The sequence below is a fragment of the Streptomyces sp. NPDC001728 genome, from assembly GCF_040297565.1.
Lineage (GTDB): Bacteria > Actinomycetota > Actinomycetes > Streptomycetales > Streptomycetaceae > Streptomyces.
This window is the reverse complement of sequence record NZ_JBEOZK010000003.1, coordinates 518170-533881: the sequence shown is the minus strand read 5'-3', so window position 1 is coordinate 533881 and position 15712 is coordinate 518170. Positions and strand designations below refer to the sequence as shown.

17 protein-coding genes are annotated in these 15712 nt (G+C 70.5%); 7 read left to right on the top strand and 10 right to left on the bottom strand.

The window, feature by feature from the left end:
* Window positions 1-200 (top strand): hypothetical protein (locus tag ABT154_RS07900; RefSeq protein WP_351854211.1); only part of this gene is annotated, 200 nt, incomplete at its 5' end.
* A 150-nt stretch (window positions 201-350) separates the two neighbouring features.
* Here the strand turns inward: ABT154_RS07900 and ABT154_RS07895 are convergent.
* Window positions 351-1013 carry a DNA-3-methyladenine glycosylase gene (locus tag ABT154_RS07895; protein WP_351854209.1) on the bottom strand — a complete coding sequence of 221 codons (663 nt, stop codon included), beginning with the start codon at window positions 1011-1013 and terminating at the stop codon, window positions 351-353.
* An 87-nt stretch (window positions 1014-1100) separates the two neighbouring features.
* Between ABT154_RS07895 and ABT154_RS07890 the strand changes: the two genes are divergently transcribed.
* From ABT154_RS07890 to ABT154_RS07880, 3 genes are all read left to right on the top strand, one after another.
* Complete coding sequence (locus tag ABT154_RS07890; protein WP_332434316.1) at window positions 1101-1883, top strand: sporulation protein; 783 nt, start codon at window positions 1101-1103, stop codon at window positions 1881-1883.
* A 53-nt stretch (window positions 1884-1936) separates the two neighbouring features.
* Window positions 1937-2476, top strand: coding sequence for a YbhB/YbcL family Raf kinase inhibitor-like protein (locus ABT154_RS07885; protein WP_351854206.1), 540 nt, complete (start codon window positions 1937-1939; stop codon window positions 2474-2476).
* Window positions 2477-2641: 165 nt separating this feature from the next.
* Window positions 2642-3148 carry an HNH endonuclease gene (locus ABT154_RS07880; protein WP_351854202.1) on the top strand — a complete coding sequence of 169 codons (507 nt, stop codon included), beginning with the start codon at window positions 2642-2644 and terminating at the stop codon, window positions 3146-3148.
* An 89-nt stretch (window positions 3149-3237) separates the two neighbouring features.
* Here the strand turns inward: ABT154_RS07880 and ABT154_RS07875 are convergent, their stop codons facing one another.
* From ABT154_RS07875 to ABT154_RS07860, 4 genes are all read right to left on the bottom strand, one after another.
* Window positions 3238-4011 (bottom strand): sulfite exporter TauE/SafE family protein, encoded by a 774-nt coding sequence (locus tag ABT154_RS07875; RefSeq protein ID WP_351854199.1) that lies wholly within the window; start codon window positions 4009-4011, stop codon window positions 3238-3240.
* Between the two features lie 92 nt (window positions 4012-4103).
* Complete coding sequence (locus tag ABT154_RS07870) at window positions 4104-5042, bottom strand: SPFH domain-containing protein (protein ID WP_317876211.1); 939 nt, start codon at window positions 5040-5042, stop codon at window positions 4104-4106.
* Between the two features lie 93 nt (window positions 5043-5135).
* Entirely contained in the window at window positions 5136-5567 is a 432-nt protein-coding gene (locus ABT154_RS07865) for an NfeD family protein (RefSeq protein ID WP_351854196.1), read from the bottom strand.
* Window positions 5568-5643: 76 nt separating this feature from the next.
* Window positions 5644-6441 (bottom strand): ABC transporter ATP-binding protein, encoded by a 798-nt coding sequence (locus ABT154_RS07860; protein ID WP_332434318.1) that lies wholly within the window; start codon window positions 6439-6441, stop codon window positions 5644-5646.
* Window positions 6442-6582: 141 nt separating this feature from the next.
* Between ABT154_RS07860 and ABT154_RS07855 the strand changes: the two genes are divergently transcribed.
* Window positions 6583-7374, top strand: coding sequence for an Rv1486c family protein (locus ABT154_RS07855; protein WP_351854192.1), 792 nt, complete (start codon window positions 6583-6585; stop codon window positions 7372-7374).
* A gap of 182 nt (window positions 7375-7556) precedes the next feature.
* Here ABT154_RS07855 and ABT154_RS07850 read toward each other — a convergent pair whose 3' ends face one another.
* The 3 genes from ABT154_RS07850 to ABT154_RS07840 all read right to left on the bottom strand — a co-directional run bounded on the left by ABT154_RS07850 (window position 7557) and on the right by ABT154_RS07840 (window position 9736).
* Window positions 7557-7799, bottom strand: a complete 243-nt coding sequence (locus ABT154_RS07850) for a chaplin (protein WP_351854191.1) — start codon at window positions 7797-7799, stop codon at window positions 7557-7559.
* A gap of 154 nt (window positions 7800-7953) precedes the next feature.
* Window positions 7954-8598 (bottom strand): response regulator, encoded by a 645-nt coding sequence (locus ABT154_RS07845; RefSeq protein ID WP_317876216.1) that lies wholly within the window; start codon window positions 8596-8598, stop codon window positions 7954-7956.
* Window positions 8591-9736, bottom strand: a complete 1146-nt coding sequence (locus ABT154_RS07840; RefSeq protein ID WP_317876217.1) for a GAF domain-containing sensor histidine kinase — start codon at window positions 9734-9736, stop codon at window positions 8591-8593. Before ABT154_RS07840 ends, ABT154_RS07845 begins: the two co-directional genes overlap by 8 nt.
* Before the next feature lie 427 nt (window positions 9737-10163).
* Between ABT154_RS07840 and ABT154_RS07835 the strand changes: the two genes are divergently transcribed.
* Window positions 10164-10934 carry a transglycosylase SLT domain-containing protein gene (locus ABT154_RS07835; RefSeq protein WP_351854187.1) on the top strand — a complete coding sequence of 257 codons (771 nt, stop codon included), beginning with the start codon at window positions 10164-10166 and terminating at the stop codon, window positions 10932-10934.
* Window positions 10935-11021: 87 nt separating this feature from the next.
* On the opposite strand, the gene ABT154_RS07830 is transcribed toward ABT154_RS07835, so the two are convergent.
* Complete coding sequence (locus ABT154_RS07830) at window positions 11022-13613, bottom strand: ABC transporter ATP-binding protein/permease (RefSeq protein ID WP_351854185.1); 2592 nt, start codon at window positions 13611-13613, stop codon at window positions 11022-11024.
* Between the two features lie 288 nt (window positions 13614-13901).
* Between ABT154_RS07830 and serB the strand changes: the two genes are divergently transcribed.
* The gene (serB, locus tag ABT154_RS07825; protein ID WP_351854183.1) at window positions 13902-15116 is read left to right on the top strand and encodes a phosphoserine phosphatase SerB; all 1215 of its coding nucleotides are present in this window, start codon (window positions 13902-13904) and stop codon (window positions 15114-15116) included.
* 70 nt (window positions 15117-15186) lie between these two features.
* Here the strand turns inward: serB and ABT154_RS07820 are convergent, their stop codons facing one another.
* Window positions 15187-15705 carry a SixA phosphatase family protein gene (locus ABT154_RS07820; protein WP_351854181.1) on the bottom strand — a complete coding sequence of 173 codons (519 nt, stop codon included), beginning with the start codon at window positions 15703-15705 and terminating at the stop codon, window positions 15187-15189.
* Between the last annotated feature and the right edge of the window lie 7 nt (window positions 15706-15712).

Here is a 15712-nt window from a genome sequence, read left to right as displayed (position 1 = left end):
ATCTGGCGTTGATTTTTGGCACGCTGTTGAGTTCTCAAGGAACGGACGCTTCCTTTGTACTCACCCTCTCGGGCTTTCCTCCGGGCTTCCCTTCGTGTTTCCAACCTTACCAGATCCTTTTCCGTACCGTTTCCGGTTCGGATTTTGTTTCTGGTGGCCCGTTGGCTGCCTTTCGCCTCTCGGCGTGGTCACTACTTTAGCTGATTTCCTCGGTGGCTCATAATCGAGCCATTCGAATGCGAATTCCGGGCATGCCGAAATAAGCCCCTGCTGGGGATTCATCTTGAGTAGTGGGTGGCAGCTGCGGGGTGCTTGAACAAGCAGGCCCGTGTCCAACTGCTCGGGCTACGTTAGGCGGTCGATCGCCCTGAGTCAAGGGGACGTTTCCGAGGCGTGTGGGGTCGGTAGGGACTGACCGTCGGATCGTCCGTGATCCAGAAGCGCCAGGGGTGCGGGGCGCCGTCGCCGCTCACCCCCGTACGAGGGCCGCTACTGATCCGTTCCTGGGCGGGTGGGGTGCCGGTGAGGACGGCGAGCGGGGCCTCGGGGCCGGCGCAGGTGTCGGTGCCGTTCAGGGAGCGGCCGATGTCGAGGGCCGTGGCCAGCCGGGCCGGGCCCTTGGCCAGCTCGTGGTCGGAGCGGGCCGAGCGGCGGCGGGGGCGGGCGTGGTCGGCGCCCCGGAGGATCTCCCCCGCGCGGAGCAGGACCCCGCTCGCCTCGCCCTCGGGGCCGCACACCAGGTTGAGGCAGTGCCACATGCCGTAGGTGAAGTAGACGTACGCGTGTCCCGGCGGGCCGAACATGACGGCGTTGCGTGCCGTCCGCCCCCGGAAGGCGTGGGAACCGGGGTCGATGGCCCCGGCGTACGCCTCCACCTCCGTGAGGCGCAGTTCCATCAGTCCTTCGGGTGAACGACGTACAAGCGTGCGGCCCAGCAGATCGGGGGCGACCTCCAGGACCGGGCGGTCGAAGAAGGCGCGCGGGAGCGGCGTACGGTCGGGGGTCTCGATCATGGCGCCCGAGCGTAGTGGGGTCCGGTGGGGAACCGGCTACGGTCGTCGCGCGTATGTAGGGGTCAGGACTGAGAAGGAGTGAAGGTCATGGGATTCAAGAAGCTGCTCGCGAGCCTGGGTGCCGGCGGGGCCACCGTGGAGACGGTGCTCACCGAGGAGAACGTGGTCCCGGGCGGGGTCGTCCAGGGCGAGGTGCGGATCCAGGGCGGCAGCGTCGACCAGCAGATCGAGGGGCTCTCCGTCGGGCTGCAGGCGCGGGTCGAGGTCGAGGGCGGTGACCAGGAGCACAAGCAGGACATCGAGTTCGTCAAGGTCCGTCTCGGCGGTGCGTTCGAGGTGAAGGCCGGCGCGGTGCACGTGGTGCCGTTCGGTCTGGAGATCCCGTGGGAGACGCCGGTGACCTCGGTCGCCGGGCAGCAGCTGCGTGGCATGAACATCGGGGTGACGACCGAGCTGGAGATCGCGCGCGCGGTGGACTCCGGGGACCTTGACCCGATCAACGTGCACCCGCTGCCGGCGCAGCAGGCGATCCTGGACGCCTTCCTCCAGCTGGGCTTCCGCTTCAAGAGCGCGGACATGGAGCGCGGGCACATCCGGGGGACGCGGCAGAAGCTGCCCTTCTACCAGGAGATCGAGTTCTTCGCGCCGCAGCAGTACCGGGGCCTGAACCAGGTCGAGGTCAGCTTCGTCGCAGACGACCGTGAGATGGACGTCGTGCTGGAGATGGACAAGAAGCCGGGTCTGTTCGGTGAGGGCAGCGACTCGTTCCGCGCGTTCAAGGTGGGGCTGCACGACTTCCACGCCACCGACTGGGCGGCATATCTGAACCAGTGGCTCGCCGAGGTCGGCGGCCGTCGCAACTGGCTCTAGGCTCGGCCCCGTAAAGGCTGCTGAGGCAGTACGGGCGATCCGGAGGTTTCGACGTGTCCGAGGGCAAGAGGGCGCCGCTCCCCCACGACTTCCATCCGCCGGTGGCGGCGTTCACCGTGGTGAGCGACGACATCGCGCCGGGCGGGGTCCTGAAGGACGCGCAGGTGTACGCGGCGGGGAACACCTCGCCGCAGCTGCGCTGGGAGGGGTTCCCGGCGGAGACGAAGAGCTTCGCCGTGACCTGCTTCGATCCGGACGCCCCCACGGGCAGCGGGTTCTGGCACTGGGTGCTGTTCGACATCCCGGCCTCGGTGACGGAGCTTCCCACCGGTGCCGGGTCGGGGTCGTTCGAGGGGCTGCCGGCCGGGGCCGTGCACGTCCGGAACGACTACGGCTCCCGGGACTTCGGTGGTGCCGCTCCCCCGGCGGGGGACCCGGCGCACCGCTATGTGTTCACGGTGTACGCGGTGGACAGCGAGAAGCTCGGTCCCGACGGTGACGCGTCGCCGGCGGCGATCGGTTTCAATCTGCGCTTCCACACGCTGGGACGTGCCCAGTTGATCGGCGAGTACGCGGCTCCCGCGACCGGCTGATCGTTCGTTTGTTGTTTGCCCGCTTCTGGTCTTGGAGAGATCAGAAGCGGGCATCTTTTGTTGCGCGGGAAAATTGCGTTGTCCGACCCGGGCCGGTCCGGCCATCGTTGGTCCAGGCTCCATCGCCCCGTCCGGGGCCGGGCCTGCACACGGGAGGTGGGCACAATGCGGGACACGCTGGTACTCAACGCGAGCTTCGAGCCGCTTTCGACGGTCACTCTCAACCGTGCGGTGGTGCTGGTCCTGACGGACAAGGCCGTCGTCGAGCACGCCCATCCCGATCTTCGTGTGCGGGGCGCCGCCGTCGACCTCCCGGTGCCGCGGGTGATCAGACTCTGCCGGTACGTACGGGTGCCGTTCCGAAGACAGGCGCCGTGGTCGAGACGGGGGGTGCTGGTGCGGGACCAGCACCGGTGCGCGTACTGCGGGCGGCGGGCGACGACCGTCGACCACGTGGTGCCGCGCGCCCAGGGCGGCGGGGACAGCTGGCTGAACACGGTGGCCTCCTGCGCCGAGGACAACCACCACAAGGCCGACCGGACGCCGGAGCAGGCGGGGATGCCACTGCTGCACCAGCCGTTCGAGCCGACGCCGGCGGACGCGATGCTGCTCGCGATGCGGGCGAGCGAGCGGTCCGCGCTGCCGGAGTGGCTGGCGAAGGCTGCCGCGTAACGTCGTTCCGTAGGTGAGGGCCCGTCTCCCCCGTGTGGGGAGGCGGGCCCTCGCGGTCGTACGGGCGCACGTGCCTGCCCGCGTACCCGCTACTTGAGGGTCAGCTGGAGGATCGCGACGACGCCGACCGCGATGATCACTCCGCGCAGCACCGAGGGCGGCAGCCTGCGGCCGACCTTGGCGCCGATCTGGCCGCCGATGGTGGAGCCGACGGCGATCAGCAGGACGGCCGTCCAGTCGAAGTCGGCGACGAAGAGGAAGAAGACGGCCGCGACGCCGTTGACGAGGGCGCCGAGGACGTTCTTGACGGCGTTGATCCGCTGCAGGCTGTCGTGGAGCAGCAGCCCCATCAGCGACAGATAGAGCACGCCCTGCGCGGCGCCGAAGTACCCGCCGTACATGCTGGCGAGGAAGAGGCCGACGAGGAGGACGGGGCCTCCGTCGGGGTGGGCCTCGGTGCCGGTCTGCTCGCGGCGGCGCTTGACGGCGGCGGCGATGCGGGGCTGGAGGAGGACCAGGACGAGCGCGAGGCCGATGAGCACGGGGACGATCGCGTCGAAGGCGTCCGACGGCAGGGCCAGGAGCAGGATCGCGCCGATCAGGCCGCCGAGGAGGGCCACCCCGCCGAGGCGGATGATGCGCGACTTCTGCCCCTTGAGCTCGCGGCGGTAGCCGATGGCTCCGCTGACGGAACCGGGGACCAGTCCCAGGGCGTTGGAGACGTTCGCGGTGATCGGCGGAAGTCCGGTCGCCAGAAGGACCGGGAACGTGATGAGCGTTCCCGATCCGACGATGGTGTTGATGGTGCCGGCGCCGATGCCGGCGGCGAAGACCGCCAGGGCTTCCCAGATGGACAACGCCATCTCCTTACATGGCCAGTGAGTCGCCTCCCCGCCCTGAGATCATCAGGGTCGAGGGGCTCGCACCGATCATGCACGAGGCTTACGTGTACGTGTCAGTCGACCGGCGGTTCGTCTCGCCTTTCGGTCCCGCCGCCCTTGGTGTTGAAGCCGGGGGCTCCGGAGCCGTTGTTCCCGAAGGCTCCCGAGAGGCCCTTGAGGGCGTCGCCGATCTCGCTCGGCACGATCCAGAGCTTGTTGGCGTCGCCCTCGGCGATCTTCGGGAGCATCTGGAGGTACTGGTACGAGAGCAGCTTCTGGTCGGGGTCGCCGGCGTGGATGGCCTCGAAGACCGTACGGACGGCCTGGGCCTCGCCCTCGGCGCGCAGCGCGGCGGCCTTGGACTCGCCCTCGGCGCGCAGGATCGCCGACTGCTTCTCGCCCTCGGCGGTGAGGATGGCGGACTGGCGGGTGCCCTCCGCGGTGAGGATCGCGGCGCGCTTGTCCCGCTCGGCGCGCATCTGCTTCTCCATCGAGTCCTGGATGGAGGTCGGCGGCTCGATCGCCTTGAGCTCGACGCGGTTGACGCGGATGCCCCACTTGCCGGTGGCCTCGTCGAGGACGCCGCGCAGGGCCGCGTTGATCTCCTCGCGGGAGGTCAGGGTCCGCTCCAGGTCCATGCCACCGATGATGTTGCGGAGGGTGGTGACGGTGAGCTGCTCAATGGCCTGGATGTAGCTGGCGACCTCGTAGGTCGCGGCACGCGCGTCGGTCACCTGGTAGTAGATGACCGTGTCGATGTTGACGACGAGGTTGTCCTGCGTGATCACCGGCTGCGGCGGGAACGGGACGACCTGCTCGCGGAGGTCGATCCGGTTGCGGATCGAGTCGATGAACGGCACGACGATGTTCAGTCCGGCGTTGAGCGTCCGGGTGTAGCGGCCGAACCGCTCCACGATCGCCGCGCTCGCCTGCGGAATGACCTGGATCGTCTTGATCAGGGCGATGAAGACGAGCACCACCAGAATGATCAGGACGATGATGACTGCTGACATCGTGTTCCCCGTGCCCTTCGCTGCCGGTTGACTGCCGGGTGGCCTTCGATGATCGATTTTCGCAGACGCCGGAACCTCATGGGCGAGGTTCGGTCACATGACGACTGCGGTTGCCCCGTCGATGTCGACGACGTCGACCTGTTCGCCCGGTTCGAAGGTCTGTCCCGTGTCGAGTGCGCGAGCCGACCAGATCTCCCCCGCGAGCTTGATACGGCCCGCGCCGCTGCCGTCGACCCGTTCCAGGACGACGGCCTGACGCCCCCTGAGGGCGTCGACGCCGCTGGCCAGCTGCGGTCTGCCGTCGCGGTGGCGGGCCGCGATCGGGCGGACCACCGCCACCAGGCCCACCGAGACGACCACGAAGACGATCACCTGAGGGACGATGCCGAAGCCCAGGGCCGCGGTCACCGCCCCCGCGACCGCTCCGACCGAGAACATGCCGAACTCGGGCATCGCGGTCAGGACCAGCGGAATGCCGAGCCCCACCGCGCCGATCAGCCACCAGACCCACGCGTCGATGTCCACATGGTCATGGTAGGGGCGGTGGGGTGCTCGGGGACAGTGCGCGGGCGGCTGTGCGGGACGCCGGCGCTCCGTTCCGCTACTTCAGGGGCAGGCCGTGGGCGGTCCAGCGGTCTCCGACGCGCTCGACGACGAGCGGCAGTCCGAAGCAGCGGGAGAGGTTGCGGGAGGTCAGCTCCATCTCCACGGGGCCCGCGGCGAGGACCTTGCCCTGACGGATCATCAGGACGTGGGTGAAGCCGGGGGCGATCTCCTCGACGTGGTGCGTGACCATGATCATGGAGGGGGCGTACGGGTCGCGGGCCAGGCGGCCGAGACGCCGGACGAGGTCCTCGCGGCCGCCGAGGTCGAGGCCGGCGGCGGGCTCGTCGAGGAGGAGGAGCTCGGGGTCGGTCATCATCGCGCGGGCGATCAGGGTGCGCTTGCGCTCGCCCTCGGAGAGGGTGCCGAACTTCCGGTCCAGGTAGTCGTTCATGCCGAGGCGGTCGAGGAAGGCCCTCGCGCGCTCCTCGTCGACCGGGTCGTAGTCCTCGTGCCAGGTGGCGGTCATGCCGTACGCGGCGGTGAGGACGGTCTGCAGCACGGTCTGGCGCTTGGGGAGCTTCTCCGCCATGGCGATGCCGGCCATACCGATGCGGGGGCGGAGCTCGAACACGTCGGTGCCGACGCCGCCGAGCCGCTCGCCCAGGATGTCGGCGGTGCCCTTGGTGGGGAAGAGGTAGCTGGAGGCGATGTTCAGAAGGGTGGTCTTGCCGGCGCCGTTGGGTCCGAGGATCACCCAGCGCTCGCCCTCCTTGACCGACCAGGAGACCTCGTCCACCAGAGCCCGTCCGTCGCGGACCACGGATACGTCCACCAGCTCCAGTACATCGCTCATGAGCGCGTTGTCTCCCCTTGCGGTCGAGTCGTCGCCTTGCGCCGGTGGGCGCGGCGTCCAGGGGAAAACCTACGTTATCGACGGACCGGGCCGGTCCCTAGGGCTTCCTTCGCGCCACCCTAGGCGCCCTAGTCTTGGGGGATGCTTTCGGAACCACGCTCAGGACGCCTGGCCGCCTGGGGCAATGCCCTGCTGGCCGGGGCGGTGTCGCCGGACGAGGCGGCGCTGGCCATTGTCGGGGAGGACGCGGTGCACCGCGTGGAGGGGCTGCCGGGTGAGGCGCGGCCGGTGGGGCTGACGCTGGCGCTCGGCCGGCTGCGGCGGCTCGGGGTGACCGGGTGGCGGGTGGCGCTGCCCGCGCCGGGTCATCCGCTGGGGCTGAGCGGGCCGCCGGACTTCAACGCGCGCGCGTTGGACGCGGAGGAGGCGGTGGTGGGCTTCGGCGCGCCGTACGGCCTCGTGCCCGAGGTCTCGGAGGCGGGGCCCGCGGGTGATGTGCGCGTGGAGGTGGTCTGGCGCTGTCTGGCGGTCCGGGAGGCGCCGCCGGCGGACGTGCCCTCGCTCGGGGAGGCGGAGCGGGAGCTCGCGGAGGCGCTGCGGGACGCGACGTCGGTGCTGACCCGGCTGGATGTCGCGGCCTCGGGCCCGGCGGCGGACGCGGCGCGGGAGGCGTACCGGGCGCGGGCGGAGGTGGGGCGTGAGGTCCTGGCCCCCGGGTATCCGCCGCGGGCGGTGCGGGTCCTGGAGCTGGCGCAGCGGGTGGGGCTCCTGGTGGACCTGGCGTACGACCACGGCCACGGGGGCGCGGTGAGCGCGTCGGAGATGGCGGCGCGGGGGGATGCGCTGCGGCCGGTGGAGCGGGTGGCCAGGCGGGCCCAGGTCGCCGCGTACAACGCGTATGTGGAGGAGAGGGAGCGGGAGCGGGGGTTCTGACCCCCCCCTGGCTCCGACACGCCCGTACCGGACTCCGTCCGCCGGATCCGGCGGACGGAGTCCGGTACGGCGGGCCGAAGGCCGGGAGGCGCCCCCGGCGCCGCGCGGTGCGGGGGCCGCGTCGAGAGAGGAGACCGGCCCCCGGGGGGATCGTCCTGGGGACCGGTCGGTCTCGGGGTGGCTCAGCCGTTGGAGGCGCCGTTGCCGAAGGCCGGGTTGAGCAGGCCGATCACGTTGACCGTGTTGCCGGAGACGTTCACGGGGACGTGGACCGGGACCTGCACCAGGTTGCCGGAGGCGACGCCCGGCGAGTTGAGGGCCTTGCCCGTGGCCTCGGCGCCGTGCGCGGAGGCGGCACCCGCACCGGCGGCGAGGATGCCGCCCGCGACGATGGTGACGGCGGCGGCCTTCTTGAGGTTCTTCACTTGGTACATCCTCCTGGTCATCGCTGCGGCCGGTCAGCCGCAGCACGCCCTGGAGAACGCCCCCCCGTCCGGCAGGTTGCGCCGAACGGGGGACATCCACACGACGGTATGAAGGACTGAACGGTCGTGCGCCCCGGCGCATGGGGGGCGCGCGTCAGTCGGTGAGGCCGTGGCGGACGGCCCAGAGGGCTGCCTGGGTGCGGTCCGCGAGGTCGAGTTTCATCAGGATGTTCGAGACGTGCGTCTTGACCGTCTTCTCCGACAGGACGAGCGCGCGGGCGATCTCCCGGTTGGAGCGGCCGTCCGCGATCAGGCCGAGGACCTCGCGCTCCCGCTCCGTGAGGGTCGAGCCGCGTCCCGTACCTCCCGGGGAGTCCTCCTGGGCGAGGAGCGCGCCCGCCACCTCGGGCTGGAGCAGCACGTGCCCGGCGTGGACGGAGCGGATCGCACCGGCCAGTGCGTCGGGATCGATGTCCTTGTAGACGTACCCGGCGGCGCCGGCGCGGAGCGCGGGGACCACCGTGCGCTGTTCGGTGAAGCTGGTGACGACGAGGACCCTGGCGGGGTTGTCGAGGGCGCGGAGCCGCTTCAGCGCCTCGATGCCGTCGGTACCGGGCATCTTCACGTCCATGAGGACCACGTCCGGCCGGAGCTCCTCGGCCCTGGCGACGCCCTCGGCGCCGTCGGAGGCCTCTCCCACCACCTCGATGTCGTCCTGGATCTCCAGGAAGGTGCGCAGCCCTCTGCGCACGACCTGGTGGTCGTCGACCAGCAGGACACGGATCTGCTTGTCAGCCACCGGGAACCTCCATCTCGATCGTGGTGCCCTCGCCCCGGGCCGAGGTCACGGTGAGCGATCCGCCGACGCCGCCGGCCCGGTCCCGCATGGAGACGAGGCCGAGGTGGCGGCCGGCGCTGCGGACCGTACCGGGGTCGAAGCCCTTGCCGTCGTCGGTGACGGTCAGCCGCGCGCCCTGGCCGGCGCGGGCGAGGGAGACGGTGACGAGTCCGGCGTCCGCGTGCCTGAGGGCGTTGTGCAGGGCCTCCTGGGCGACCCGGAGGACGGCTTCCTCCTGGGCGGCGGGCAGGGCGCGGGCCCCGGCGCTCTCGAAGGTGACCCGGGCGCTGTGGGCACGGTCCAGGACCTGGATCTGGGTACGGAGGGTGTGGACGAGGCCGTCCTCGTCGAGGGCCGCGGGGCGGAGCTCGACGACGGCGGCGCGCAGTTCGTCGGCGGCTTCCGCGGCGAGCGCGGCGACCTGCTGGAGCTCTCCCTTGGCGCGGGCGGGGTCGCGGTCGACGAGGGCGGCGGCGGCCTGGGCGGTGAGCCGGAGGGAGAAGAGCTTCTGGCTGACGGCGTCGTGCAGCTCGTGGGCGAGGCGGGAGCGCTCCTCGGCGATGGTGAGCTCGCGGCTGCGCTCGTACAGGCGGGCGTTGGTGAGGGCGATGGCGGCGTGCTGGGCGAGGATCGAGAGGAGTTCCTCGTCCTCGGCGGTGAAGCCGCAGCCGCCGGTCTCCTTCGGGCAGCGCTTGTTGGCGAGGAAGAGGGCGCCGAGGGTCTCGTCGCCGTCCCTGACGGGGAGGCCGAGGAAGTCGGACATCTCGGGGTGGGCGTCGGGCCAGCCCTCGAAGCGGGGGTCCTCGCGGACGTCGGCGAGCCGTTCGGGCTCGGCCTTGTGGAGCATCGCGGCCAGGATGCCGTGCTGCCGGGGCAGCGGGCCGATCGCCTTCCACTGTTCGTCGCTGACGCCGTCGACGACGAACTGGGCGAAGCCACCGTGGTCGTCGGGGACGCCCAGGGCGGCGTACTCGGCGTCGAGGAGCTCGCGGGCGGAGGCCACGATCGTCTTGAGGACGTCGCGGACCTCCAGATGGCGGCTCATCGCCAGGAGTGCGGTGCTCACGGCGGCCAGGCCGGAGCTCGGTCGATGGCTCATGTGTTCACCGTACCGGCGGGCCGTGACGGTGCGTATCCGTCCGTGGACCGCGGTGGAGGGGACCGGGGACCTAGGTCGTAGTGCCCGGGGGCCGCGCTCATCCCCGAGGAGTACGGGGCTCACTGTGAGCGTTGCTCACGCAACGGGCGGTGAGTTCGCCGGGGGGCCTGTGTGAGCCCGCGCATAGGACCCACATCACTTACGAAGCTCGCTAGTGGACCTCCAGATGGGGGGTCAGAGTGGGGTGAGCCAGACATCAGGGGCTTCTGTGGTCCCTACACGGGCCCCTGATCCACTACCCGGGATCGTACGTCACACCTTTGCCACGGGATTTTGCTGCCGCTAAGAATTGCCCCCGTCGCCGCCGAGTTGGCGAGACACCGCCCCGGTGGAGCGACCCCACTGCGATTCGAAGAGGTAGTCCGTTATGTCTGCGAACACCCCTGGCCACAGTCGTGGTCTGAAGAAGACCCACAAGGCCACGATCGCCGGCGTCGCCGCTCTGGGCGTCGCAGCCATCACCCTCTCCCTCGTGCCGGGCCACGGCAGCACCGAGACCGAGCCGCAGGCTCTCTCCGGTACGCAGCAGGTGGCCTGGTCGTACGACGCGAACAGCCCTCAGGCGAAGGCGCTGGCCGCCAGCATCGACAACCAGCAGACCACCATCGGCCTGAAGGCCAAGCAGGAGGCCGACGCGAAGGCCAAGGCCGCCGCGAAGGCGAAGGCGGACGCGAAGGCCAAGGCCGACGCCAAGGCGAAGGCCGCCGCGAAGGCCAAGGCCGACGCCAGGGCCAAGGCCGCCGCGAAGGCCAAGGCGAGCAAGCGCGCAGCCGAGAAGGCCGCCGCGAGCCGTTCCGTCGCCCGTACCCCGGTCTTCGCGAACAACCTCGACGGCTGGATCCGCGAGGCGCTGTTCATCATGGACAAGCACGACATCCCGGGCAGCTACAACGGCCTGCACAAGAACATCATGCGCGAGTCCAGCGGCAACCCGCGGGCCATCAACAACTGGGACATCAACGCCATCAACGGCATCCCGTCCAAGGGTCTGCTCCAGGTCATCTACCCGACCTTCAAGACCTACCACGTGCCCGGCACCGCGTTCGACCAGTACGACCCGGTCGCCAACATCGTCGCCGCCGCCAACTACGCGGCCGACCGCTACGGCTCCATCGACAACGTCAACAGCGCGTACTGATCCCGGTACCCGGTCCGCTGTCGTACGCCGAAGGGCGGCACCCCCTGTGTGGGGTGCCGCCCTTCGGCGTACCGGTGCGTCCCATGGCTACTTGCGCATGACCTCGGGCTCGTGGCGGCGGAGCAGCCGCGCCACGACGACGCAGCAGACGACCGCCATGAGGAGCTGGATGCCGAGGTCCAGGCCCCACTGGCCGACCGAGTGCTCCCAGAGCGGGTCGGTGTTGGTGGGGTTCTTCGGGTCCCACGGCGGCATGAGGCGGGCCAGGTCCAGGGTGGTGCCGGCGCCGGCGATGCCCCAGCGGGAGGGCATCAGCCAGGCGAACTGCTCCAGGCCCGGCGAGCCGTACACCTGGAAGAGGATGCCGGTGAACACGACCTGGATGATCGCGAACATGACCAGCAGGGGCATGGTCTTCTCGGCGGTCTTCACGAGCGCGGAGATGACCAGGCCGAACATCATCGAGGTCAGGCCGAGGGCGATGACCTGGACGCACAGCTCGACCGCCGGCGGCATGAACAGGCCCTCCTCGGGCAGCGCCCGGGTGGAGAAGCCGATGCCGCAGATGATGACGCCCTGGAAGGCCGTGATCACGCCGAGCACGATGACCTTGGACATCAGGTACGCCGAGCGGGACAGGCCGGTGGCCCGCTCCCGTTCGTAGATGACCCGTTCCTTGATCAGTTCACGGACCGAGTTGGCCGCGCCGCTGAAGCACATGCCGACCGCGAGGATGAGCATGATCGTGCCTGCGTCGCCGTTGAAGCGGGACGGCGCCTTCGGCGAGCCGAGGCCGAAGTCGGCCGGGATGACCACCGAGACCGCGCCGAGGACGGCGGGCAGGATGACCATCAGGCCCAGGAAGCCCTTGTCGGAGGCGATGACGGAGACGTAGCGGCGGATCAGGGTCCACAGCTGGGAGCCCCAGCCCTGCGGCTTCGGCGGCCTGGACATCGCCTGCTGCGGCATCTGGACCGGCTGCGCGGCGACGGAGTCGATGTCCGCGGCGTACATCTGGTAGTGCTGCGAGCCCTTCCAGCGGCCCGCCCAGTCGTAGTCGCGGTAGTTCTCGAAGGCGGAGAAGACATCGGCCCAGGTGGAGTAGCCGAAGAAGTTCAGCGCCTCCTCCGGCGGGCCGAAGTACGCCACCGAACCACCGGGGGCCATCACCAGGAGCTTGTCGCAGAGACCCAGCTCGGCCACCGAGTGGGTGACGACGAGGACCGTGCGGCCGTCGTCGGCGAGGCCGCGGAGCAGCTGCATGACATCGCGGTCCATGCCCGGGTCGAGACCGGAGGTCGGCTCGTCCAGGAAGATCAGCGAGGGCTTGGTGAGGAGCTCCAGGGCGACCGAGACGCGCTTGCGCTGACCACCGGAGAGGGAGGTGACCTTCTTCTCCTTGTGGATGTCGAGCTTCAGCTCGCGCAGCACCTCGTCGATCCGGGCCTCACGCTCGGCCGGGGCGGTGTCGCCGGGGAAGCGGAGCTTGGCCGCGTAGCGCAGCGCCTTCTGGACGGTCAGCTCCTTGTGCAGGATGTCGTCCTGCGGGACCAGACCGATGCGCTGGCGCAGCTCGGCGAACTGCTTGTAGAGGCTTCGGTTGTCGTAGAGGACGTCGCCCTCGTTGGCCGGGCGGTAACCGGTCAGCGCCTTGAGCAGCGTGGACTTTCCGGAGCCGGACGGGCCGATGACACCGATCAGCGACTTCTCCGGGACGCCGAAGGAGACGTCCTTGAGGATCTGCTTGCCGCCGTCGACCGTGACCGTGAGGTGGCGGGCCGAGAAGGAGACCGAGCCGGTGTCGACGAACTCTTCGAGCTGGCCGCCGACGATCCGGAACGTCGAGTGGCCGACGCCGACGATGTCGTTGGGGCCGAGCAGGGCGCTGCCGCCCTTGGTGATCGGCTGGCCGTTGACGTACGTGCCGTTGTGCGAGCCGAGGTCACGGATCTCCATGCGGCCGTCGGGCGTCGCGTGGAACTCGGCGTGGTGCCGCGAGACCTGGAGGTCGGAGACGACCAGCTGGTTCTCTAGGGCACGGCCGATCCGCATGACGTGACCGAGGGCCAGCTGGTGGAACGTGGTGGGGCTGCGGTCGGCATAGGCCGACGACGCCCCCGCGGCGGCGCCGGGCTGACCGTGTCCCTGCTGCGCGGGCACGTGCGGCTGCGCCGGGGGCTGCTGCCAGCCGTCGTTCGGCTGCGGGGCCTGGTGCTGCGGCGGGGCCTGGTGCTGCGGGGGCTGGTGAGTGATCCACTCGGCCTGCTCGGCGCTCTGGTGGGCCGGGACGGGCTGGGCCACCGGGGCCTGGGCCGACGGCTGGTGGGCCTGCGGGGCCTGGGCGTGCGGGGCCTGGGCCTGCGGGGCTCCCTGGGCTCCGGCGGCGAGATTCAGCCGCGGGCCGTCGGTCGCGTTGCCCAGGTGGACGGCCGAACCCGGGCCGATCTCCATCTGGTGGATCCGCTGCCCCTGCAGGAACGTGCCGTTGGTGGAGCCGTGGTCCTCGATGACCCAACTCCGGCCGCCCCAGCTGATGGTGGCGTGGCGCCACGAGACCCTGGCGTCGTCGATGACCAGGTCACCCTGCGGGTCGCGGCCCAGGGTGTACGACCTGGACGGATCGAGCGTCCAGGTCCTTCCGTTCAATTCCAGTACGAGTTCTGGCACTCCATGCCCCACTACTTGTCCCCCGATGTACCCCCGTCGCGGGGAGTCCAGGGATGGCGAATCATCCGGGGGGAACTATTTCAGGCCCGGTCCCCTCTCCGAAAGTCGGGCCGCGTGAAGACCCGGCAGAGGCTCCGCCCGGACCACCCGGGAGACTCCCCCGGGCTCCCCCCGACTCCTACCGGAGGCGCCCGCGTGTACCGTACGGGCCGCTTCGCGGCATGTGCGCGACCACTCGGGTGTCCGCAGGGCGGGACGGGGGGCCGGGTGGCACGCGGTGCCCGATACGGTGGAAGCACCATGAGCGCATCGCAGACCTCAGACGTTCCCACCCTTCTCGTCAAGATCTTCGGGAAGGACCGTCCCGGGATCACCGCCGGACTCTTCGACACCCTCGCCGCCTACTCCGTCGACGTCGTGGACATCGAGCAGGTCGTCTCCCGCGGCCGCCTCGTCCTGTGCGCGCTCGTCACCGAGCCGACCGTCGCCTCCCAGGGCGAGCTCCGGGCCACCGTGCACAGCTGGGCCGAGTCGCTGAGGCTCCAGGCCGAGATCATCTCCGGCACGGGCGACAACCGTCCCCGGGGCGAGGGGCGCTCGCACGTCACCGTCCTGGGCAACCCGCTGACCGCGGAGCGGACGGCGGCCATAGCGGCCAGGATCGCCGAGTCCGGCGGCAACATCGACCGTATCTTCCGGCTGGCGAAGTACCCCGTCACGGCGGTCGAGTTCGCCGTCTCCGGCTGCGAGACCGAGCCGCTGCGGACCGCGCTCGCCACCGAGGCCCACTCCATCGGCGTCGACGTGGCCGTGGTCTCGGCCGGGCTGCACCGGCGGGCCCAGCGGCTGGTCGTCATGGACGTCGACTCGACGCTGATCCAGGACGAGGTGATCGAGCTCTTCGCGGCGCACGCCGGCTGCGAGGACGAGGTCGCCGAGGTGACGGCGGCGGCGATGCGCGGCGAGCTGGACTTCGAGCAGTCGCTGCACGCGCGCGTGGAGCTGCTCGCCGGTCTCGACGCCTCGGTGGTGGACAAGGTCCGCGCCGAGGTGCGGCTGACGCCCGGGGCGCGGACCCTGATCCGTACGCTCAAGCGGCTCGGCTACCAGGTGGGTGTCGTCTCCGGCGGGTTCACGCAGGTCACGGACGATCTGAAGGAGCGGCTGGGGCTGGACTTCGCCTCCGCCAACACCCTGGAGATCGTGGACGGCAAGCTGACCGGGCGGGTCACCGGCGAGATCGTGGACAGGGCGGGCAAGGCGCGGCTGCTGCGCCGGTTCGCGCGGGAGGCGGGTGTGCCGCTGGCGCAGACCGTGGCGATCGGTGACGGGGCGAACGACCTGGACATGCTGAACGCGGCCGGGCTCGGCGTCGCGTTCAACGCGAAGCCGGTGGTGCGCCGGGCCGCGGACACGGCGGTGAACGTGCCCTTCCTGGACACCGTGCTGTACCTGCTGGGAATCACCCGCGAAGAGGTCGAGGCCGCGGACGGCGACGAGGATCTGCTGCACTGACCGGTACGCGAAGGGGCCCGGCCGTCGTCCGACGGCCGGGCCCCTTCGCGTACCGGTTCGGGCGGGTGGATCAGGCGTGCGGGGTCCAGAAGTCGACGAGCCGGGCGGTGCCGAGCTCCAGGGACTTCCAGGAGCCGTTGAAGACGAGGACGGCGAAGGCGGAGGTCGGGAAGCCGCTCCGGTTCATCCGGGCCGGGGCGTCGCCCTCGGCCTCGCCCGCCAGGGCGTCGGCGAGTGCGTGCATCCCGGGGTTGTGGCCGATGACCAGCAGGTCGGAGACGTCGTCCGAGGTCTCGTTGAGCAGGGCGATGAGCTCGCCGAGGGAGGCCTCGTACAGCCGGTCCTCGTACACGGTCCTGGGGCGCTCCGGCAGTTCCTGCACGGCCAGCTTCCAGGTCTCGCGGGTCCTGGTGGCGGTCGAGCAGAGGGCCACGTCGAAGGTGAGGCCGCTCGCGGCGAGCCTGCGGCCGGCGACGGGGGCGTCCGCGCGGCCTCGCTCGGCGAGGGGGCGCTCGTGGTCGGACTCCTGGTTCCAGTCCGCCTTAGCGTGTCGGAGCAGCACGATCCTGCGGGGTGTGTCGACGCTCATGGTCCTC

What these genes read in the sequence shown, in the direction of transcription:
- ABT154_RS07860 (WP_332434318.1), bottom strand. Translation starts at nt 6,441, where the DNA reads ATGAGCGATGTACTGGAGCTGGTGGACGTATCCGTGGTCCGCGACGGA.
- ABT154_RS07835 (WP_351854187.1), top strand. Translation starts at nt 10,164, where the DNA reads ATGTCTGCGAACACCCCTGGCCACAGTCGTGGTCTGAAGAAGACCCAC.
- ABT154_RS07870 (WP_317876211.1), bottom strand. Translation starts at nt 5,042, where the DNA reads ATGTCAGCAGTCATCATCGTCCTGATCATTCTGGTGGTGCTCGTCTTC.
- serB (WP_351854183.1), top strand. Translation starts at nt 13,902, where the DNA reads ATGAGCGCATCGCAGACCTCAGACGTTCCCACCCTTCTCGTCAAGATC.
- ABT154_RS07855 (WP_351854192.1), top strand. Translation starts at nt 6,583, where the DNA reads ATGCTTTCGGAACCACGCTCAGGACGCCTGGCCGCCTGGGGCAATGCC.
- ABT154_RS07840 (WP_317876217.1), bottom strand. Translation starts at nt 9,736, where the DNA reads ATGAGCCATCGACCGAGCTCCGGCCTGGCCGCCGTGAGCACCGCACTC.
- ABT154_RS07875 (WP_351854199.1), bottom strand. Translation starts at nt 4,011, where the DNA reads ATGGCGTTGTCCATCTGGGAAGCCCTGGCGGTCTTCGCCGCCGGCATC.
- ABT154_RS07895 (WP_351854209.1), bottom strand. Translation starts at nt 1,013, where the DNA reads ATGATCGAGACCCCCGACCGTACGCCGCTCCCGCGCGCCTTCTTCGAC.
- ABT154_RS07890 (WP_332434316.1), top strand. Translation starts at nt 1,101, where the DNA reads ATGGGATTCAAGAAGCTGCTCGCGAGCCTGGGTGCCGGCGGGGCCACC.
- ABT154_RS07820 (WP_351854181.1), bottom strand. Translation starts at nt 15,705, where the DNA reads ATGAGCGTCGACACACCCCGCAGGATCGTGCTGCTCCGACACGCTAAG.
- ABT154_RS07880 (WP_351854202.1), top strand. Translation starts at nt 2,642, where the DNA reads ATGCGGGACACGCTGGTACTCAACGCGAGCTTCGAGCCGCTTTCGACG.